Origin of the sequence: Pleomorphomonas koreensis DSM 23070 (genome assembly GCF_000425185.1) — a bacterium.
GTDB classification, from domain to species: Bacteria; Pseudomonadota; Alphaproteobacteria; order Rhizobiales; family Pleomorphomonadaceae; genus Pleomorphomonas; species Pleomorphomonas koreensis.
This window is the reverse complement of sequence record NZ_AULH01000022.1, coordinates 45,988-67,286: the sequence shown is the minus strand read 5'-3', so window position 1 is coordinate 67,286 and position 21,299 is coordinate 45,988. Positions and strand designations below refer to the sequence as shown.

Sequence of the window (21,299 nt, the reverse complement as noted above, 5' to 3'; positions counted from 1 at the left end):
TTCAGCGCCCTCCCTTTTCACGGTCGAAACGTCCGTCCTCACGCGGCGGCGAGGTCGGCCTTGCGCTTGTCGACCACCTTCTGCGCCACCGGGCCGGTGATCTCCTGGAGATGGTCGAAATCGGCCTCGAAGGTGCCGACGCCGGCCGTCGCCGACCGAAGCTCGACGATCAGCATGCCCATCTCGGCCTGCGGGATCAGCGCCTCGGTGACGTCCCAGCCCTGCCAGCCGTCGCGTCCGTCGAAGCCGAGGAGCTGGCCGCGGCGGCCGGTGACGATCTGGTTGATGCGGGCGGTGAATTCGCTCGGCCCGTAGAACTTCACCTTGAGGATCGGCTCCAGTAGCACCGGCGAGCACTGCGGCAGGCCCTCGCGCATGCCGATGCCGGCCGCCGTCTTGAACGCCATGTCGGAGCTGTCGACCGGGTGGAAGGAGCCGTCGGACAGCGTCACCTTGACGTCGACCAGCGGGAAGCCGAGGGCGCCTCGCTTCAGGCTGTCGACGATGCCTTCCTCGATGGCCGGGAAGAAGTTCCTCGGCACGGCGCCGCCGGTCACCACCTCGGCGAAGGCGAAGCCCTTGCCGCGCTCCTGCGGCTCGATGGTCAGCACGCAGTCGCCGAACTGGCCGTGGCCGCCCGACTGCTTCTTGTGGCGGCCGCGCACCGTGGTCGACGACTTGATGGTCTCCCGGTAGGGAATGATCGGCTCGCGCGTCACCACGGCAACGCCGAAGCGGTTCTGAAGGCGTTCGAGCTGCACGCGGAGGTGCATCTCGCCCTGCCCCTCGATGCGCGTCTCCCCCGTATCGGCGTCCTGTACCACGCGGAGCGACGGGTCTTCCTCGGCGAGGCGGCCGAGCGCCGTCGACAGCTTGACGTCGTCCTTGGCCTCCTTGGACGCCACCACCATGGACAACACCGGCGATGGCGGCGCCAGCGGCGCCAGTTCCTCGGGCGGCGTCTTGCCGGAGGTGAGCGTCGAGCCCGTCTCGGCCGGATCGACCTTGCCGATGCCGACCACTGCACCGACGCCGGCTTCGGAGAGCTTCGTCGGTGTGCCGGTGCCAAGCGCGTAGAGGCCGGAGACGCGGCCGACCGAGCCGTCGGCGCCGGTGAGCGGCAGACCGTCGGTCAGCTTGCCCGAGAGCACGCGGACGATGGACAGCTTGCCGGCATGGGAGGTCTGCACGGTCTTCGCCACCTGGACGACGGTTTCGCTGCCGGCGGCAAGGCCCAGGCGGGCGCGCGTCTCGTCGATGCCGGCGGCATCGTGGCGCAGCGCCTTCAGGAGACGGGTGACGCCGTTGCCGCGCTCGGCCGAGCCGATGAACACCGGGGTGATCTGGCCGGAGCGCATTTCCTTGCGCAGATCCTGGAAGATCTGGCTGCGGTCGGGCGCCACGTCGGACAGCAACTCCTCCATCAGCTCGTCGTCGTAGTCGGCGAGGCGCTCCAGCATTTCGTAGCGGGCGGCCAACTCGTCGGCCTGATGGTCGGAGGGAATGGGAACTTCCTGGCTTTCGGCGTGCTCGCGGTAGACCAGCGCCCGTTCGAGGGCCAATTCGATGGTACCGATGGCCGTGCCGTCCTTCCAGATGGGAATCTGGCGCAGCACCAGCGGCGTCGATGACGCCGTCTGCATCAGCTTCAGCGTGTCGCGCAGCGTCGCGTCGGCCTTGTCGATCTTGTTGACGAACAGCACATGCGGCACGCGCGCCGTTTCGAGCTGCCGGAGCACCAGCTGAAGGGCCGGAATCTTCTTCTCGTCGGCCTCGCAGACCACCACGGCGATATCGGCCACGGCCAGCACCGGCTGCATTTCGTAGGCGAACTCGACGAAACCAGGACAATCGAGGAAGGTGTAATTGTCACCCAGGAACTCGGCGTCGGCATAGTTGAGTTCGATGCCCATGCCATGGGCTCGCGCCTCCTTGGAGCGGTCGCCGACGCTGCTGCCCGCCGCCACGTTGCCGGCCTTCGGAATTGCCCCCGTACGCTCGAGGATCGCCTCCAGAAGCGTCGTCTTGCCGCTGCCATGAGGCCCCACGATGGCAACGCAACGGGGGCCGACTGCTCTGCCGTTGGCGGATGTTCCGGTATGTCCTGACATGGCTGACCTCCACAGATGTTTCCGTTATGTTCTCGCCTGTCCAATTCCGCAGCCCCCCGATTTCGGGGACCGCGGATTGCTTCCACTCGGGCCGAATTCCCCTTGCGGAGCTTCGACGAAACCGAGATTGGCTCTGTTTTCAAGGCTTGGCAATACGGGGAAACGGCGGCCGGCACCAAACCCGACTAAGGGATGAAAAGGCTTCCGAGGGCGGCCAGAGCATCCGCTGGCGTTGCCGGAAAAGGCCGGATCGGGGCGATGACGACGGCTGTGGTTTGCCTGGGCGCGGGAGAAAGGAGGGAGTTGCCGACGGATCATCGATCCTTGATCCCCCACCGATGGCTTCCGGTGCCCCCTTCCGCCGCGAGATGAACGGCCCGCCCGGACCGCGACGAGAATCTTCCGCCGCGGCGGAGTATGCGGGGCATGTCGGCGGCCGTCATCGCAACGCCCCGGCCGCAAATGCCGACGCGGGCCGCCGGCCCGTCATGCCGCCGTCCCGCGTCGCTGGAGCCGGCGGACGCCACGGGAGGAGGCGTGGCATCCGCCAGGGAAATGCTCGACCGAAGCGGCGTCGCCGCTCCGGCGTTCGCCCTGCCTCAGGACAGGCGCGCCCAGGCCGGCAGCATGTCGCCATGCGCCCGGCAGAGGTCGTCGACCAGCGACCAGATCTGGTCGAGATCGAGTTCGGCCGCCGTGTGCGGGTCCATCATCGCCGCGTGGTAGAGGTGTTCGCGGTTCTCGGTCATCAGCGCCGCCACCGTCAGTTCCTGAACGTTGACGTTGGTGCGGATCAGCGCGGTGAGCTGCGGCGGCAGCTCGCCGATGTAGGTCGGCTGCACGCCGGAGGCGTCGACGAGGCACGGCACCTCGGCGGCGCAATAGTCGGGCAGCGAGGTGATGCAGCCGTTGTTGCGGACGTTGCCGTAGATCACCGACGGCTCGCCGGTCCACACCGAGTTGACGATCTGCGAGGCATATTCATGGCTCTCCTTCACCTCGACGGTGTCGGAGGCCTGGAGATCGGCGAGGTCCTTGTCCCAGCGGGCGATCTGCTCGACGCAGCGCTTCGGATACTCGTCGAGCGGGATGCCGAACTTCTCGATCAGGTCGTCGCGGCCCTCCTTGATGAACCACGGCGTATATTCGGCGAAATGCTCGGAGCTTTCGGTGACGAAATAGCCGAGCCGCGTCAGCATCTCGTAGCGCACCTTGTTGGGGCAGCGCGGGTTCCAGGCCGACGGCTTGGGATAGCGGCCGTCGCGGTAGCCGCGGACGAGATCGGGATAGAGGTTCACGTAGCTGCCGTCGGCCTGCCGGTGCTCGAACTTCAGGAAGAAGGCCATGTGGTTGATGCCGGCCGCCCGATAGCGGATCTCCGAGATCGGGATGTCGAGATCGCGGGCCAGCTCCTCGGCGGTGCCCTGCACCGAATGGCAGAGGCCGACCTGCCGGATCTCTGGATATTTGGCCGAGATCGCCCAGGTGTTGATGGCCATCGGGTTGACGTACTGGAGCAGCACGGCGTCCGGGCAGACCTCCATCATGTCGGCGCAGATGGCCCAGAGGTGCGGCACGGTGCGGACGCCGCGCATGATGCCGCCGACGCCCAGCGTGTCGGCGATGGTCTGCCGGAGGCCGTATTTCTTCGGCACCTCGAAGTCGGTGACGGTGGCCGGCTTGTAGCCGCCGATCTGGAAGGCGACCACCACGAAGTTGGCGCCCTCCAGCGCCTTGCGGCGGTCGGTGTAGGTCTCGATCTTCGCCGGCGCGTCGAGCAGCTTGACGAGACGGCCGACGACCATCTCGCTTTCGGCAAGGCGCTTCTCGTTGAGGTCCATCAGGGCGATGGTGGCGCCCTTCAGCGCCGGCCGGTGCAGCACGTCGCCGATGATGTTCTTCATGAACACCGTCGAGCCGGCACCGATGAAGGTGATCTTGGGATTGGCCGCCATTTTAAACGTTCCTCCGGGCAAACGAATTCCCCGTCCGGACCGGCATCGCCGGCCCGCCATCGGGAGAGCTCTGATGTTTTCTCGTGCTCAAGAGCCCGGAACCGCCGACATGGCCGCCCCTGACCCCTGTTCGACCCCGCCGCGCCCTTGGGAGACAGCTTGGCGGAGCCGGATTCCTGCTGCCTCAGGCGGCAGCCACCTCGAAGGCCGCCTTCACCAGCTTTTCGGTGTAGGCGGTCTGCGGCTTGAACAGGACGTCCTCGACCGGGCCTTCCTCGACGATCCGCCCGTGCTGCATGACGATGACGCGGTGGCAGAGCGCCCGGACGACCTTCAGGTCGTGGGAGATGAACAGATAGCTGAGCCCCCGCTCGTCCTGTAGCTTGCGCAGGAGATCGATGATCTGCGCCTGCACCGAGAGGTCGAGCGCCGAGGTCGGCTCGTCGAGCAGGATGAACTCCGGTTCCAGCGCGATGGCGCGGGCGATGGCGATGCGCTGCCGCTGGCCGCCCGAGAACTCGTGCGGAAAGCGGGAGAGGATGTTGGTCGGCAGGCCGGCCGCCCTCAGCGCGTCGCGCACCCGGTCGAGCCGTTCGGCCTTGCTGGCGCCGAGACCGTTGACGATCAGCCCCTCCTCGATGATCTGGCAGACCGACATGCGCGGGTTGAGCGAGGAGAACGGATCCTGGAACACCACCTGCATGCGCGAGCGCAGCGGCCGCAATTCCTCGCGGCTCTTGCCGTTGATCTGCATGCCGTCGAACCAGATCTCGCCGCTGTCCGGATTGGACAGGCGGATCAGCGCCTGGCCGAAGGTGGTCTTGCCCGAGCCGCTCTCGCCGACGATGCCCAGCGTCTCGTGCCGGCGCAGCGTCAGGCTGAGGTTGTCGACGGCGACCAGCTCATGGAACTCGGCATTGAAGAAGCCGCCCCTCTTCAGCATGAAGGCGACGCGGACATCCCTGCCCTCCAGCAGCACCGGCGATTCCGCCGGCAGCGGGTTGGCGTGGCCGCGCGGCTCGGAGCCGAGCAGATGCTTGGTGTAGGGATGTCGCGGACTCCCGAACAGCGCCTCGGTGGTGTTGTGCTCCTTCACCTCGCCCTTCTGCATGACGTAGACGTAGTCGGAGAACTTGCGCACCACGGTGAGGTCGTGAGTGATCAGGATCACCGCCATGCCGTGCCGCTGCTGCAAGTCGCGGATCAGCTGGAGGATCTGCGCCTGCACCGTCACGTCGAGGGCGGTGGTCGGCTCGTCGGCGATCAGTACATCCGGGTTGTTGGCGAGCGCCATGGCGATCATCACCCGCTGGCGCTGGCCGCCGGAGAGCTGGTGCGGATACTGGTTGATGCGCGCCTCCGGATCGGGGATGCGCACCTCGCGCAGGAGTTCGATCGCCTTCTGCCGCGCCTTCGACTTGGAGAGCTTCTGGTGGATGCGGATCGCCTCGATGATCTGGGTGCCGATCGCGTAGACCGGGTTCAGCGAGGAGAGCGGCTCCTGGAAGATCATCGAGATGCGGCTGCCGCGCAGCATGCGGCGGCGGTGCGGCGACCATTTCAGCACGTCGTCGCCGTCGAAGCGGATGGTCGCGTCGGGGGAGACGCGGGCGCGCTTCGACAGGAGGCCCATGATGGTGCGGGCGGTCACCGATTTGCCGGAGCCGCTTTCGCCCACCACGGCGATGGTTTCGCCGCGGTAGAGCTGCATCGACACGCCTTTCACCGCCTCCACCTCGCCGTCTTCCACCTTGAAGCGGACGGCGACGTTGCGGCAGTCGATGATCGGCTCGCCGACGCGGGCTTCGTGATCGAGCCGCACGTCCGGAGCGAGGTTGTCGTCTCTGTCCATGGTCGGCTTCCTCAATAGGGGTCGATGGCGTCGCGCAGGCCGTCGCCGAGGGCGTTGAAGGCGAACACGGTTGCGAAGACGAAGGCCACGGGCGTCAGAATCCAGGGATAGGAGCCGATGGCCGAGTAGTTGGAGGTATCCTGCAACATCAGGCCCCAGGAGATCAGCGGCGGCTTCACCGCGAAGCCGAGGAAGCCGAGGAAGCTCTCCAGCAGCACCACCGTGGGGATGGCCAGCGTCACGGCGACGATGACGTGGCTCATGACGTTGGGGAAGATGTGCTGGAAGATGATGCGCCGGTCGCGGGCGCCGATGGCGATCGCCGCCCTGACGTAGTCGATGCGGGCGAGCGCCAGCGTCTTGCCGCGCACCTCGCGCGACAGCTGCGCCCAGCCGAGCGCCGACATCACGAAGATGACGAAGGCGAGGAACACCGAGGTCGGCGCCGTCACCGGGATCAGCGAGGTCAGCGCCAGGTAGAGCGGCAGTTGCGGGAAGGCCAGCACCAGTTCGACGAAGCGCTGCACCCAGATGTCGAAGCGGCCGCCGAAATAGCCGGAGACCATGCCGACCGTCGTGCCGACCACGGTGATGATCGACACCACGGTGAGCGCGATCATCAGCGAGATGCGCGAGCCGTAGAGGGCGCGCGACAAGACGTCGCGGCCGAACTTGTCGGTGCCGAGGAAATGCACCGGCTTGCCGTCGACGGCGCCGAACAGGTGCCGCTCGGCCGGGATCAGCCAGAGGAGCCTGTAGGGCGCGCCCCGGACGAAGAAGCCGAGGGGACGCGGGTTGTTGTAGTCCGGGCCGACCAGCGGCTGGTAGGTGATGGGGTCGAGTTCGGCGCCCTCCACCATCGGGTAGATACGCGGCAGAAGCGTCCAGCCGCCGTCCTTGTCGGTGAAGGAGACGGTCTCCGGCTGCGAATAGGCGATGTCGGTGAACTTCGGGTCGACCGGCGACAGGAAGTCGGCGAACAGGGCGATGAAGATCAGCAGCACGACCATGACGAGGCCGGCCATGCCGGTCCAGGAGCGCTTGAGGCGCCGCCAGACCAGGGCGATGTAGCTCTCGCTGCCGTGCGTCTCGACGATCTCGCCGGTGCCGCTCAGGGTGGATTCGCCAGGAACAAGCATCAATTGGCTCCTCCGCCGAGACGGATGCGGGGGTCGAGAAGGGCAAGCAGGATGTCGGCGATGATGTTGCCGACGATCAGCGTCGCCGACAGCACCAGCATGAAGGTGGCGGTGACGTAGACGTCGCCGACGCTCATCGAGCCGACGATGGCCGGACCGACGGTCGGCAGGGCGAAGATGATGGCGGTCTCGATCTCGCCGGTCAGCATGTAGGGCAGCACCACGCCCTGGTACATGACCAGCGGATGCAGCGCGTTGGGCACGGCGTGGCGCAGGATCACCGCGCCCTCGGAGAGGCCCTTGGCGCGGGCCGTCTCGACATACTGGGCGTTGAGCGTGTCGAGGAGATTGCCGCGCATGACGCGCATGTTGTAGGCGAGGCCGCCGAAGGTGGCGATGGCGACCACCGGCCAGACGTGCTGCACGAGATTGACGAACTTGTCCCACGACCAGGGCGCGCCGCCGTATTTGGGCGAGAAGAAGCTATTGATCTCGTTGACGTTGAAGTGGAACACCAGGATGTAGACGATCACCAGCGCCATCAGGAAGCGCGGCACCGTCATCCCCAGGAAGGAGATGAAGGACAGCAGGCTGTCGATCCAGGAATATTGCTTGGTCGCCGCGATGATGCCGAAGGATATGCCGATCACCGACGCCAGCAGGTGGCAGGTCAGCGCCAGGAGCAGCGTTCGCGGCAGACGCTCGGCCACCACGTCGGCCACCGGGCGGTTGTAGAAGAAGCTGCGGCCGAAATCGCCCTTGGTGACCATGCCGACGATCCAGTTGACGTACTGGACCGGGACCGGCTTGTCGAGGCCGTGGGTGTGGGCATAGGCCTTGGCCTGGGCGTCGGCCTCCTCGAAGGAGGCACCGCCCTGGTTGATGAGCTGGGAGCGGATGAAGTCGCTGTAGTCGCCGGGCGGCGCCTGGATGATCGCGAAGGTGACCACGCTCAGGATGAACAGCACCGGGATCGCCGAGGCGATGCGGATAGCCAAGAATCGGAACATCGGTCTGAGACTTCCTGACTCTTTGTCGTGGGTTTGAAGGACCCGCCTCGGAGGAAACGGGCTGGCTTGGATCGCCGTCACCGACGGCTTCAGATCGTAGGCTCCCTCGGACTCCCGGACAATTCTGCGGAGGTCTCGGAAAGAGGGGTCCCGGCGGCGGGGGGCACCGCCGGGACGCTGCGGCATCCGCCGATCAGCCTGGAAAGGCTGATCAAAAAGCGGCTGCACAGCCAGGGACATCGGAGCATTCGCCTGCCGGCCAGACCTGCGTCTGGCCGGCGAATGCCCTGGGCGTTCGAGTGGGAAGATTACTCGACGGCGCCCTTCTCACCCGGCTTGCCGGGCAGCGTGTCCTTGGCCAGCTCGTAGTCGCCCTGCTTGTCGGCGGGGACGTAGAGGCGTTCACGCATCACCGTGTCTTCAGCCCAGTTGAACATGAAGATCGGAGTTCCCGAGGGAACGTTGGCGAAGCGCTTGTTGATGATCAGAGCACCGGGATACTCGGTCAGGCCGACGCTGTTGACGTTGGTCGTCGCGATCTTGTTGTACTCCTTCATCAGGCCGGCACGCTCGGCCACGTCCTGGGTGGAGATGAACTTCTTGATGGTGTCGACGAGCTGCTGCTCGAACGGCATCAGGTCAAGCTGTCCACTCTCCGGAGCGCGGTGGAACCACGAGGTCTTCGGACCGACCGGCGCCAACTGCTCGGTGTTCTGCACGACGGCAGTGAGTTCCGGGCCGTGACGGTTGATCGTCCAGTCGAACTTGCCGCCGTAGTTGGCGTTGTCGCGCTGCTTGCCGTCGAGGGCGTTCAGCACCACGCGCAGGCCGAGCTTCTCCATCTGGCCGATCACGCCTTCGGCGAGGTTCTTGTCGGTGGAGTAGTCGGCGCTGACCAGCAGCGTGATCTCGACGTCCTTGCCCTTCATCGGGCCGTCCGTGTAGTTCACGACGCCGTTGCCGTCGGTGTCCTTGAGGCCGGCCGCTTCCAGTTCCTTCTTGGCCCCGTCGAGGTCGAAGGGATAGTAGAAGGTGCTGTCGCGGTCATAGAAGCTCGAGCCGGAGGAGATGCCGCCGGGGTAGATGGCCGTGAACGGCCCCTTCACCAACGCCTCGCCCAGCTTCTGCCGGTCGAGACCCATGGTCACGGCCTTGCGGAAGTGCTCGTTGCGGTTCAGCTCGCGCACCGCCTGGCCGCGGGCATCGGGCTCGCCCCAGCCGTTGGCCGAGAAGTTCAGGTAGAGATTGTAGCCGATGAGGCGCGGACCAAACTCAAGGCGGGCCGGAGCGGTCGGCTGGGCGGCGCGCTTCAGCGATTCCACGAAGTTCTCGGGCTGCTCCAGGTTGGAGATGTCGCCGGAACCGGCCACCGCCTGGACGTCGCGATCGGCCCAGGTGGACAGCTTGAAGTGGACTTCATCCAGATACGGCAACTGGTTGCCGTTCTCGTCGACCTTCCAGTAGTAGGGATTGCGGCGCAGGACGATGATGTCGTCCGGACGGTAGATCACCGGCGACCAGGCGCCCATCACCGGCCAGTTCATGAAGTCCGGCGGGAAGAAGTTCCTGTACTGCTCGTAGGTGTTCTTGGAATACTTGGGATGCTGCGGCTTCAGCATGTGAGCTGGGCCGGGGCAGAAGGTGCCGTAGGCCATGTTGTAGAGATACTGCTTGGGGAAGGCGTCCTTGAAGGTCCATTCCACCGTGTAGTCGTCGATCGCCTTCAGCGTCGTACCCTCGCCGAAGGTGGCGGCGGTGGCGCCGTTGGTCGGCGAGACGTTCGGATCGAGGACGTTGTCCTCCCAGTAGAACATCAGGTCTTCGGAGGTGAAGGGCACGCCGTCCGACCACTTGGCACCCTCGATGAGGTGCATGGTCAGCTTGTGGCCGTCCTCGGACCAGTCCCAGCTCTTGGCGAGGTTGGGCAGCGGCTCCATGTCGTCGGCCTTGACCTCGAACAGTTGCGCGGTGCGCGTCAGGCACTCGTACATGCCGATGTCGATGCCGCCCCAGCCCTGGACCTGGCCGGCCTGGTTGTTCCAGCCTTCCGGCCGACCGCCGATGACATGGCGCAGCACGTCGCCGTAGACGCCGATACCGTCGGGCATGTTGGCGGTCTTGAAGACCAGCGGCTCCTTCGGCAGACGGTCCTTGACCGCCGGCAGGCGACCCTTGTCGACGAAGTTCTTGGTGATGTACTCGGGCTCGTGATAGGCCGGCAGCGCCTTGTACTCGTAGATATCGCTGCGGTTCACGTAGTTGACCTTGCCCTGGCCCTGGAATACCGGGGCTTCCGGCACGACGGTAAGCTCGGACGCGAAGGCGGCGGTCGCAAAGAACGACGCGCCGAGCATCAGAGCCGACGTCAATTTCATCCGATATGTCATTCCGTCATGTCCTCCCTCATGAGACCGGCCCCCGGCTCCGGCCGGCGGACGGTCGATGCGATGGGCAGCGTCGGAACGCACCCCCCCGCTCTCTCTTCCCAAGCCGGCCAGCTTCCTCTTGCCTCGGCCGACTTCCTCGATTGCGGCGACCCTCAGTCGCCGCGCCCGACGCGGAATGACCCGCGCCGGAAGCCGTTTCGGTCCTCTCAGACCTTGGTACGCGCCTTCTCGGCACGGATCTCATCGACGCCACGGGCCTCGCGACGGGCAGCCCCCTGCCAGTCGCCCGTCTTGACCGTCGATTTTGCCACTCTCTCCTTAGCGGCATCGATGGCATGGGCATATTGCGGCAGCCAGCGCGCCTGGGCGACCAGCATTTCGTCCACCATCGCCCACACCTCCTCCGGCGTGCAGATGGCGCCGACCAGCGGGTCGTGCAGCACGGCGAGCTTCAGGAGATCGACGTCGCCGCTGACCGCCGCATGCACCGACATGCGCTGCACGTTGATCGAGGCGAGGCAGGTGGCGGCGCAGGCCTCGGGCAGCGTGATGCCCGCCGCCATGTTGATGCCGAAGCGGTCGACGAAGCCGGGCGATTCGATGATGCAGTCTTCCGGCAGGTTGGTGATCACGCCCCTGTTTTTCTGGTTGAAGTGGCCGCGATAGACCCGGCCGGTCTCCAGCGCCTCGATGATGCGGCTGGCGTGCTCGCTCGACCGCTGCGCGGGGTCGATCTTCTCCTCGGCTTCCTTCAGGAATTCCGGATATTCGGTCTCGAACCAGTTGCGCTGCTCGGTGGTGAAGCGCAGGTAGCCGCCGGTCTCGCCATGAATCCAGTCGGACATGTCGATCCAGTTCATGATCTCGCCCGGCCGCTTGCGATACCACGGCAGGTATTCGGAGAGATGGCCGTTGCTCTCGGTGGAGTAGACGCCGAAGCGCTTCAGCACGTCGATGCGCACCTTCTCCTGCTTGGAGTAGACCGGATGTGCCTCGAAGGCGGCGAGAATCTCGTCCTTCTCCACCTTGCGGCCGCGGATGCGGACGTCGACGAACCAGGTCTGGTGGTTGATGCCGGAGCAGATGTAGTCGATCTCGTCGTGGCCGACGCCGAAGATGTCGGCGATCTGCTCGCCGCCGTGCTGCACGCCGTGGCAGAGGCCGATGGCGTCGACCTTGCCGTATTCGATCGCCGCCCAGGTGTTCATGGCCATGGGGTTGGCGTAGTTGAGGAACTTGGCGCCGGGCTCGGCCACCTCGCGGATGTCCTTGCAGAAATCGAGGATCACCGGGATATTGCGCTGGCCGTAGAGGATGCCGCCGGCGCAGATGGTGTCGCCGACGCACTGGTCGACGCCGTATTTCAGGGGGATGCGGATGTCCTCCCTGTAGGCGTCGAGGCCGCCGACGCGGACGCAGGAGATGACGTAGCGCGCCCCCTCCAGCGCCTTGCGGCGGTCGGTGGTGGCGGTGATCGTGGCCGGGAGCTTGTTGACTTCGACGACCTTTCTCAGGATCGTCGCGATCATCGTCAGATTGTGCTCGGAAATGTCGGTCAGGGCGAACTCGACGTCGGCAAACTCCGGCACACAGAGGATGTCGGTGAATAGCTTCTTGGTGAAGCCGACGCTGCCCGCGCCGATGATCGCAACTTTGAAGGCTGCCATGCTGTCCTCGTTCACTCGCCTAAAGCGGTCGGAAATAAGGATACTTTCAGGTAATACGAAAGGGTTGCGCGGCCGACACTGTCGTCGCACAGCTCACATCTTGCCTTGGGAAAGTCCCTGGGTCCGCCCGTTCCGTTCTTCTTGTTGGGCGCATTAAGACGTAATATGGCCAGCAAGGCCAGACGAGGATTGTGCTTCGATGGGTAATTCTATGCTCGAGAAACTGCGGCAAAACGGTCCGGGAATGACCACCATGTCATTGCCGCGCGGGCGAAACCTGTTGCACACCATGCCGACAAGTACCGGCTATGATATTCAAACTTCAAAGGAATATTCCTGGGATGGGCGGAAGCGCGGCCAGACGCCGTTCACCGTCCTGCAACATACAATTTCCGGGCATGGAAATTTGCGCTATGAGGACAAGCATTATCGTATCGGCGAGGGCGAGGCGATGCTGGTGCTTGTACCGCACAACCACCGGTACTGGCTGGAGGACGGCGGCCGCTGGGAGTTCTTCTGGATCTCCATGAACGGCGAGGAGGCGCTGAGGCTGCATCGTTCGGTGATGGCGGTGACCGGACCGGTCTTGCACCTCAAGCCGCGCACCGTGGAAACGCTGGCCGACTGCTGCCTGCGGATGATGGAGGGCGAAGGCGAAACGCCCGGCGCCGCCTCGGCGCTCGCCTACCGCGCCGCCATGGCGCTCTACGACGACGTGTTCGCCGGCACCTATTCCGACGCCACCCAGGCGAGCCCGATGGCGCCAGTGATCCGGCACATCCTCAACAACCTGCAAAGCGACCTTTCCGTGGACGAGCTGGCCGGCGTCGCCGGCCTCAGCCGCGCCCATTTCAGCCGCGTGTTCACCGCCACCGAGGGGCGGCCGCCGTCGGAATACGTGCTGGCCGAGCGGATGCGCCGGGCCGCCAAGCTGTTGGCCGTCAACACCGAGATATCGGTGAAGGAGGTGGCGACGCTGACCGGCTTCTCCGATCCCAACTATTTCTCCAAAGTATTCCGCCGCTTCTTCGGCGCCAGCCCCACCGAGTTCCGCACCACCGGCATGTATGCGACGCAGACCATCGGCACCGATGGCTGAGCGGCCGGCGATTCGGCAGGAACGAAGGGTCCTTTTCCGGTCCGGGATGGTCCGCCTTCGCGGACCATGACACTGAAAATAAAAGGATAGTCATGGTCCGCGAAGGCGGACCATCTCGGGCAGAATGGGGCGCCCCCTACCCGCCGTTGGCGGCGATCCATGCCCCGAGCGCGTCACGCTCGCTCCGCGTGATGCCGGTCTCGTTGCCGAGCGGCATGACCTCCGAATCGACTGCCTGCATCCTGATCAGCGGCGCGTAGCGGCGGATGTGGTCGATGTCGGTGAAGACCAGGCCCTTGGGCGGCTCGGAGAAGCCCTCGTGGGTCGGCCTCGCCGCGTGGCACATCACGCAATGGGTGGCGGTGATGCGGAGCACGTCCGAATCGCTGACGGCGGCGGTCTGGCCGGCCGCCTCGGTGCGCGGCGCCGGTGCGGTGGCGAGGATCGCCAGCGCCAGCGCCAGGGCAGCGCCGGGCAGCGCCCACCAGTACTCCCTGAAGGGGTCGCCGGCCTCGTGGCGGTTGAGGAGGTGACGCACCATGCCGCCGATCACCAGAATCAGCGCCACCAGCAGCCAGCCGTGCGGATGGCCGGTGAGCAGCGGATAATGGTTGGAGACCATCATCAGCAGCACCGGCAGCGTCAGGTAGTTGTTGTGGATGGAGCGCTGCCGGCCCTGCAATCCCAGGGCCGGATCGGGCTTCTCGCCGGCCATCAGCGCGGCGGCGATCTTCTTCTGGTTGGGGATGATCACCCGGAAGACGTTGGCCGCCATGATAGTGCCGACCAGCGCGCCGACGTGGATGAAGGCGCCGCGGCCGGAGAACAGATTTCCGAACAGCACCGCGAAGCCGACGATCAGCAGGAACAGGCAGAGGGCGACGAGGCCGGGATACTCGTCGGTGGTGTGGCGGATCAGCCCGTCATAGGCGAGCCAGCCGAGGAGCAGCGACAGCACGGAAATGGCGATCGCCTGCCAGGGGGCGAGATCGGCCACGCTGGGGTCGATCAGATAGGCGCGGGCGTTGAAATAGTAGACCGTCGTCAGCAGCAAGAAGCCGGAGACAAAGGTAAGATAGGCTTCCCAGCGATACCAGACGAGGTCCTCCGGCAGTTCCTCGGGCGCCACCGCGTATTTCTCGACATTGTAGAAGCCGCCGCCGTGCACCAGCCAGGCGGTGCCGTAGACGCCGGGGTTCATCTTCGCGCGCTTCCTGAGGCTGAGGTCGAGGGCGATGAAGAAGAAGCTGGTGCCGATCCAGCCGATGCCGACCACCAGATGGAACCAGCGGATCAGGATGTGCAGCCATTCGACGGCAAAGCTCAGCATGTCAGCCCGATTCCCCGATGCGCCAGCCGACTGACCCAACAATCAGGCATAGCGCATTCATACGCATTTGCCCTAGGCTAGTTTGGGAACAGCCGGCAGCACAAGCCGAACTTCCGGCGGCCATTGCCCATAAATTCCGCAGACCACCCATGCCTGACTCAGCGGCTCAGGCCTCGGCGTTCGACGGGGCAGCGGCCGATCGGGCGCGGCGCAGGCGGGCGCGCGCCACCGAGCGCTGCACCAGATAGTGGACGGCGAACAGGGCAATCTTGGATGCCACGGGGAAGATGGCGATGAAGGCTGCCCAGGTGGCCGCGTTGGCTTCGCGCGACACCAGGAGATTGAGCGCCGCCGTCGCCAGCATCAGCGCGGCCCACAGGAAGCCGAAGACATAGGCGACGTCGCCGGACAGCTCGCGCGCCCGGTCGCTCATGTAGCGATTGATCCAGCCGGGTTTCAGCATGGCAAGGCCGATGACCGCGTAGATCACCGTCGGCTTCAGCATGGCGATGCGCGGGTCGTCGGCGATCAGGCTGGCGGCGCCGAAGCCGGCCACCAGGAACAGGCTGACGCCCTGCATGGCGCTGACGCTGCGGCCGGCCCTGATTTCCCAGGCAAGCTGGCCGACGCCGATGAGGACGCCGCTGCCGATGGCCAGCGCCAGATGGCCGCTGGCGGCATAGATGAGCGCGAACACCAGCGTGGACACCATGTCCTCGGCCAGACGTCGGCCAGCGTAGAGAAGACCCGCCATGACATGCCCTGCGAAAGATCGGCACCGGGGTACGATTGCCCTGGCCGGCCATGCCGTAAAGGAGAAACGGGGCCGCCATGCGGCGACCCCGTGCCAGGTTCGGTGCGGTCGATCGGCCGGCGCTTACTGCGGCAGCTTGTCGTCGACGCCCTTGACGTACCAGTTCATGCCCAGGAGGTCGCCGTCCGGGGCGACAACGCCGGCCGCGTAGCGCTCCTTGCCGTCCTGATCGACGATCGGGCCGGTGAAGGGGTTCCAGCCGCCGACGATCTTGGCCTGCGTCTCCTCGGCCAGCTTCTTGGTGTCGTCGGCCATGTTGGCGTATTCGGCCATGTGGACGGTGCCGTCCTTGATGCCTTCCCACACGTCGTCGGCCTTCCAGGTGCCGTCGAGAACGGCCTGCACCGCCTTGATGTAGTGCGGGCCCCAGTCGTCGACGATGGCGGTCATCTGCGCCTTGGGCGCGAACTTGATCATGTCCGACGACTGGCCGAAGCCCTTCAGGCCGCGCTCCTCGGCGACCTGGATGGCGGCCGTCGAGTCGGTGTGCTGAACGATGATGTCGGCGCCCTGGTCGAACAGCGCCTTGGCGGCGTCGGCTTCCTTGCCGGGGTCGAACCAGGAGTTCACCCAGACGATCTTCACCTTGAAGTCGGGGTTGATCGACTGCGCGCCGAGCATGAAGGCGTTGATGCCCATCACCACTTCCGGGATCGGGAAGGAGACGATGTAGCCGGCCAGCGCCTTCTTCGACTCCTTGGCGGCGATCTGGCCGAGGATATAGCGGCCCTCGTAGAAGCGGGCGTTGTAGAGGCCCATGTTGGGGGCGCTCTTGTAGCCGGTGGCGTGCTCGAACTTCACGTCGGGGAACTTCTTGGCCACCTTCAGCTCGGCGTCCATGAAGCCGAAGGAGGTGCCGAAGACGATGCCGCAGCCTTCACGGGCGAAGCGCTCGAACACGCGCTCGGCGTCCGGACCTTCCGTGACGTTCTCGACATAGGCGGTCTCCACCTTGTCGCCGAGCGCCTTCTCGACGGCGAGGCGGCCCTGGTCGTGCTGGTAGGAGTAGCCGAAGTCGCCGATCGGGCCGGTGTAGACCCAGCAGGCCTTCAGCTTGTCGGCGGCGGCGGCGCCCGAGACGGCGCCGATGGCGAACGCCAGGGCCGTGCCGGCGAGAAGCGCGAGTTTCTTCATGTCCATTCTCCCCTGGTGTGGGTTGCCCCACGGTCTGTCACGGTCTTTCCGCGAGGCGCCGGTCGACCGTACCGCCGGCGCTTGGAAAGGCGATTGGCCGGCCGCCTCAGCGGTCGGGCACGAAGGGCTTGCCCAGGCTGGCGGGCGTGTTGAACAGCGTCGCCCGCCGATTGCCGGAGATAGCCACCAGCACGACGATCGTGGCGAGGTAGGGCAGCATCGACAGGAACTGCGACGGGAAGCCGATGCCGAGCGCCTGGGCATGAAATTGGAGCACGGTGACGGTGCCGAACAGATAGGCGCCGAACACCGCCCGCCAGGGCAGCCAGGAGGCGAACACCACCAGCGCCAGGGCGATCCAGCCGCGGCCGGCCGTCATGTTCTCCACCCAGAGCGGCGTATAGGCCACCGACATGTAGGCGCCGCCGAGGCCGGCCATGGCGCCACCGAACATCACCGCCAGATAGCGGACGCCGATCACCGGATAGCCGAGCGCGTGCGCCGAGGCATGGTTGTCGCCGACGGCGCGCAGGATCAGACCGCCGCGCGTCCGGTTGAGGAACCAGGAGACGCCGAACACCGACGCGAACGACAGGTAGACGAGGATATCCTGGCCAAACAGCAACTTGCCGACAAAGGGCAGATCGGTGAGGCCGGGGATGTAGAGGCTCTGGAGCTTGATGCCCGGCTGGCCGACGAAGCTCTCGCCGATCAGGCCGGACAGGCCGAGGCCGAACAGCGTCAGGGCGAGGCCGGAGGCCACCTGGTTGGCAACCAGCGTCAGCGTCACGAAGGCGAAGATCAGCGATACCAGCACGCCGGCGACCGCGCCGCCGAGGACGCCGAGAAAGGGACTGCCGGTGGTGATGGTGACGGCGAAGCCGGCGACGGCGCCCATCACCATCATGCCCTCGACGCCGAGGTTGAGCACGCCCGACTTCTCCACCACCAGCTCGCCGATGGCGGCGAGCAGCAGCGGTGTCGCGGCGGTGACGACGGTGAGGAGGATGGCCTCAAGCATGAAGGCTCTCCCCCTCGCGGCCGGCGACGATCCGCACCCTGTAGAGGATCAGCGTGTCGGCAGCCAGCACGAAGAACAGCAGCACGCCCTGGATGACGGTGGCGAGCTTCGACGACATCTGCAACGACGTCTGGATGGCCTCGCCGCCGAGGTAGGACGAGGCGATGACCAGGCCGGCGATCAGGATGCCGACCGGATTGAGCCGACCGAGGAAGGCGACGATGATCGCCGTGAAGCCGTAGCCCGGCGAGATCACCGGTTGCAGCTTGCCGATCTCGCTCATCACCACCATCATGCCGGCGAGGCCGGCCAGCGCGCCCGACAGCGCGAAGGCGAAGGTGGTCATGCGGCGGTTGGAGAAGCCGGCGAAGGTTCCGGCGCGCGGCGACTGGCCGAGCACACGGATTTCGAAGCCCTTCAACGTCGAGCGCATCACCACCGCCAGCACCGCGACGAGGATCAGGGCGATCGGCGCCGACAGGTTGACGTAGACGCCGCCGATGCTGACCGGGTTCAGCACCGCCCACTCGTGGAAGTCGATGGTGATCGGAAAGTTGTAGCCCTGCGGGCTGCGCCAGGGGCCGCGCACCATCCAGTCGAGGAACAGGTTGGCGCAGTAGACCAGCATCAGGCTGGTCAGGATCTCGTTGGTGCCGAAGACGGTCTTCAGCTTGGCGGGGATCATCGCGTAGAGCGCGCCGCCGGCCATGGCCATCACCAGCATCAGCGGCAGGACGATCGGGTTCACGAAATTCGGGAACAGGATCGGCGGGATCGAGCCGACGATGGCGCCGATGGTGAGCTGTCCCTCGGCACCGATGTTCCAGTTATTGGACAGGTAGCAGACCGAGAGGCCGAGGGCGATGATGATGAGCGGCGTCGCCTTGGTGATCAGCTGCTCGACGCCCCACAGCGAGGAGACCGGTTCCAGGAAGAAATACCAGACGCCGGTGAAGGGGTTCTGTCCCTGCGCGGCGAAGACCACGCCGGCGAACACCACCGTCGCCGCCACGGCGAGCAACGGCGACAGCACGCTCATCAGCCGGCTCTTGTGGGTTCTCTTGACGAGTTCAAGGCGCATCATGCCGCCGCCACTCCGTGCTTCTCGGCGCCGCCGGCCATCAGCAGGCCGACCTTTTCCGGCGTCAGCGTATCAGCGTCCTCGGCTGCCGACAGCTGGCCGCGCGAGATGACGGCGATGCGATCGGCGATCTCGAAGATCTCGTCGAGGTCCTGCGAGATGATCAGGATGGCGGCGCCCTGGCGCGACAGGTCGATCAGCGACTGGCGGATCACCGCCGCCGCGCCGGCGTCGACGCCCCAGGTCGGCTGGGCGATGATCAGGATCTTCGGCGTGCGCTGCACCTCGCGGCCGACCACGAATTTTTGCAGATTGCCGCCTGACAGCGACCGCGCCTCGGGATCGACGACGCCCTTGCGGACGTCGAACAGGCTGACGACCTTTTCGACGATACGGCCGGCCCTGCCGAAGCGGGTGAAGCCGCGGCGGGCGATGCCCTCGCCGGTGCCGTGGCGGGTAAGCACGACGTTCTCGGTCAACCTCAGCCCCGGCACGGCACCGTGGCCGAGTCGCTCCTCCGGCACGAAGGCGGCGCCGAGCAAGCGGCGCTCGTTGATTCTCATCCGTCCGGCCGCCTCGCCGGCGAAGATCACCATGTCCGCCCGCTCCGGCCGCTCCTCGCCCGACAGCGCGCCGAACAGCTCCTTCTGGCCGTTGCCGGCGATGCCGGCGATGGCGACGATCTCACCGGCGCGCACCGACAGGTTGATGTCCTGCAGCGACACGCCGAAGGCCTCCTGCGAGGGCAGCGTCAGCCCCTTGATGAGAATGGCTTCCGGCCCGAGTTTGCCCTTCTCGCGGGTGACGCGGGTGATCTCGTTGCCGACCATCAGCTGCGCGAGCGTGCCAACCGTTTCGGTGGCCGGATCGGTCTCGGCCACCACCTTGGCCCGCCGCATGATGGTGGCGTGGTGGCAGAGCGCCCGCACCTCCTCCAGCCGGTGGGAGATGTAGAGAATGGCGCAGCCCTCGGCGGCGAGTCGCCTCAAGGTGACGAACAACTGATCGGCCTCCTGGGGCGTCAGCACCGAGGTCGGCTCGTCCATGATGATCAGTTCGGGATTTTGCAGCAGGCAGCGGACGATCTCGACGCGCTGCCGCTCGCCCACCGAGAGGTCGGCGATATGGGCGTCGGGATCAAGCGACAGGCCGTAGCTTTCCGACACGCGGGAGATGGTGTCGGCCAGTTGGCGCGTCACCCGTCCCTCGGGCAGCGCCAGCGCGATGTTCTCGATCACCGTCATCGCCTCGAACAGCGAGAAGTGCTGGAACACCATGCCGATGCCAAGGGCGCGCGCCTCGGCCGGCGAGGCGATCGTCACCGGCTCGCCCTTCCACAGGATGTCGCCGGCGGTGGGTTGCAGCGAGCCGTAGATGATCTTGACCAGCGTCGACTTGCCGGCGCCGTTCTCGCCGAGCAGCGCGTGGATCTCGCCGGGCATCACCTTCAGCGAGACGTCGTCATTGGCCGCGAAGCGGCCGAAACGCTTGACGACATGGCGGACTTCGAGCAGCGGCGTGTCGCCCCCCACCCGGCGGAGCATCTCTCCGGTACTGTCCCCAGTCACTTCGCTCATCAGAGCCGTTGTCCCCGTTTCGCCGACCTGTCTATTTTCTGTGCAGCATAGAAGCACGATTTCGCCGACCGGACGCGCCAAAAGATTCAGCCGCGATACTCGAATAATTGGGCAGCCTGCCCGCTTGCTGGGCGATCGGTCGTTTCCCCGCCGCCAGACTCTCCGAGCGGGGTCCTACGAAGTTTCTCGTCGACAATCAACAGTTCCGCCACCACGGAAGCGGCGATATGCGCCGGTTCTTTCGAGGTTATCCCCGGCACACCCACCGGACAGGTGAAAGCCCTTATGCGGGGGCCGGGATGGCCCAGTTCGGACAGCCGGTGCTCGAAGCGGGCGCGCTTGGTGCGCGAGCCGATCACCCCGACATACGGGAACCGCTGCTCGGTGAGCGCGGCATGCAGGATGTCGAGATCGAGGGCATGATCGTGCGTCATGATCAGCACGAAGGCGCCTGATGCCGCCGCCTTCAGCTCGGCGGCCGGCGTATCGGTCGCCACCTGTTCCAGACGGGCGAGCGGCAGGTCGGGGAAGACGTCCGCCCGGCCGTCGATCCAGCGGACGCGGAAGGGCAGCGGCGCCAGCGCCAGCACCACCGCCCGGCCGACGTGGCCGGCGCCGAACAGCAGCAGATCGCGGCAGAGTTCGCCGAAACTCTCCGCCAGCCGGCCGTCGGGGCCGATGACGGCGGTCGGCTGGCACCAATCGGTCGCCACCAGGCGCCGGTCGACGGGCGCCTCGCCGTTCAGGGTCGCCACGGTCTGGAACGGTCCCGCCGCCTCGGCCGCGGCGAGCCGGGCCACCGCCGTCAGCCGGGCGGCGGTAAAGGTCTCGATCAGCAGGCTGACGGCACCGCCGCAGCACTGGCCGATCGACGGGCCAAGCGCCAGATCGAGGCGAAGGCTGCCGTCGCGGCCGGCCCGGATGGCGGCAAGCGCCCGCTCCACGGACTCCAGCTCCAGCCGGCCGCCGCCGATGGTGCCGGACAGCGCGCCGTCGGCCGCCACCAGCATGCGGGCGCCAGCCTCGCGCGGCGTCGATCCCCTCGCCCCCACGACCGTCACCAGCGCCGCGATGCCGTCGCGAGCGATCAGGCGATGCAGCGGGGCGAAGGTCTCCCTCATG

At 66.2% G+C, this 21,299-nt stretch carries 15 protein-coding genes; 1 reads left to right on the top strand and 14 read right to left on the bottom strand.

What is annotated here, in order from left to right; genetic code table 11:
• Positions 1 to 38: 38 nt before the first annotated feature.
• The 7 genes from H512_RS24660 to melA (H512_RS0117530) form a co-directional block, all read right to left on the bottom strand.
• Positions 39 to 2,111: an elongation factor G gene (locus H512_RS24660; RefSeq protein ID WP_036792399.1), complete on the bottom strand. Its 2,073-nt coding sequence runs from the start codon at positions 2,109 to 2,111 to the stop codon at positions 39 to 41.
• 599 nt (positions 2,112 to 2,710) lie between these two features.
• Entirely contained in the window at positions 2,711 to 4,066 is a 1,356-nt protein-coding gene (melA, locus tag H512_RS0117555) for an alpha-glucosidase/alpha-galactosidase (RefSeq protein WP_026784564.1), read from the bottom strand.
• 184 nt (positions 4,067 to 4,250) lie between these two features.
• A complete protein-coding gene (locus tag H512_RS0117550) occupies positions 4,251 to 5,918 on the bottom strand; it encodes an ABC transporter ATP-binding protein (RefSeq protein WP_026784563.1) in 1,668 nt (555 codons plus the stop codon).
• Positions 5,919 to 5,929: 11 nt separating this feature from the next.
• Positions 5,930 to 7,057, bottom strand: coding sequence for an ABC transporter permease (locus H512_RS0117545; protein WP_026784562.1), 1,128 nt, complete (start codon positions 7,055 to 7,057; stop codon positions 5,930 to 5,932).
• Positions 7,057 to 8,067 (bottom strand): ABC transporter permease, encoded by a 1,011-nt coding sequence (locus H512_RS0117540; RefSeq protein ID WP_026784561.1) that lies wholly within the window; start codon positions 8,065 to 8,067, stop codon positions 7,057 to 7,059. The genes H512_RS0117545 and H512_RS0117540 overlap by 1 nt, the downstream gene beginning before the upstream one ends.
• Before the next feature lie 308 nt (positions 8,068 to 8,375).
• Positions 8,376 to 10,442, bottom strand: coding sequence for an ABC transporter substrate-binding protein (locus H512_RS0117535; protein WP_026784560.1), 2,067 nt, complete (start codon positions 10,440 to 10,442; stop codon positions 8,376 to 8,378).
• 218 nt (positions 10,443 to 10,660) lie between these two features.
• Positions 10,661 to 12,121 carry an alpha-glucosidase/alpha-galactosidase gene (melA, locus tag H512_RS0117530; RefSeq protein ID WP_026784559.1) on the bottom strand — a complete coding sequence of 487 codons (1,461 nt, stop codon included), beginning with the start codon at positions 12,119 to 12,121 and terminating at the stop codon, positions 10,661 to 10,663.
• A 199-nt stretch (positions 12,122 to 12,320) separates the two neighbouring features.
• On the opposite strand from melA (H512_RS0117530), the gene H512_RS0117525 reads away from it, so the two are divergent.
• A complete protein-coding gene (locus H512_RS0117525; RefSeq protein WP_026784558.1) occupies positions 12,321 to 13,220 on the top strand; it encodes an AraC family transcriptional regulator in 900 nt (299 codons plus the stop codon).
• Positions 13,221 to 13,356: 136 nt separating this feature from the next.
• On the opposite strand, the gene H512_RS0117520 is transcribed toward H512_RS0117525, so the two are convergent.
• The 7 genes from H512_RS0117520 to xdhC form a co-directional block, all read right to left on the bottom strand.
• Entirely contained in the window at positions 13,357 to 14,550 is a 1,194-nt protein-coding gene (locus H512_RS0117520) for a urate hydroxylase PuuD (protein ID WP_026784557.1), read from the bottom strand.
• Positions 14,551 to 14,716: 166 nt separating this feature from the next.
• Complete coding sequence (locus H512_RS0117515) at positions 14,717 to 15,304, bottom strand: septation protein IspZ (RefSeq protein WP_026784556.1); 588 nt, start codon at positions 15,302 to 15,304, stop codon at positions 14,717 to 14,719.
• Positions 15,305 to 15,427: 123 nt separating this feature from the next.
• Positions 15,428 to 16,498 (bottom strand): BMP family ABC transporter substrate-binding protein, encoded by a 1,071-nt coding sequence (locus H512_RS0117510; protein WP_026784555.1) that lies wholly within the window; start codon positions 16,496 to 16,498, stop codon positions 15,428 to 15,430.
• A 106-nt stretch (positions 16,499 to 16,604) separates the two neighbouring features.
• On the bottom strand, positions 16,605 to 17,519 hold the full coding sequence (locus H512_RS0117505; RefSeq protein ID WP_026784554.1) for an ABC transporter permease: 915 nt from the start codon (positions 17,517 to 17,519) through the stop codon (positions 16,605 to 16,607).
• A complete protein-coding gene (locus H512_RS0117500; RefSeq protein WP_026784553.1) occupies positions 17,512 to 18,600 on the bottom strand; it encodes an ABC transporter permease in 1,089 nt (362 codons plus the stop codon). The genes H512_RS0117505 and H512_RS0117500 overlap by 8 nt, the downstream gene beginning before the upstream one ends.
• Entirely contained in the window at positions 18,600 to 20,144 is a 1,545-nt protein-coding gene (locus tag H512_RS0117495; RefSeq protein ID WP_036792392.1) for an ABC transporter ATP-binding protein, read from the bottom strand. Before H512_RS0117495 ends, H512_RS0117500 begins: the two co-directional genes overlap by 1 nt.
• 119 nt (positions 20,145 to 20,263) lie before the next feature.
• A complete protein-coding gene (gene xdhC, locus H512_RS24655; protein WP_053240008.1) occupies positions 20,264 to 21,298 on the bottom strand; it encodes a xanthine dehydrogenase accessory protein XdhC in 1,035 nt (344 codons plus the stop codon).
• Between the last annotated feature and the right edge of the window lies 1 nt (position 21,299).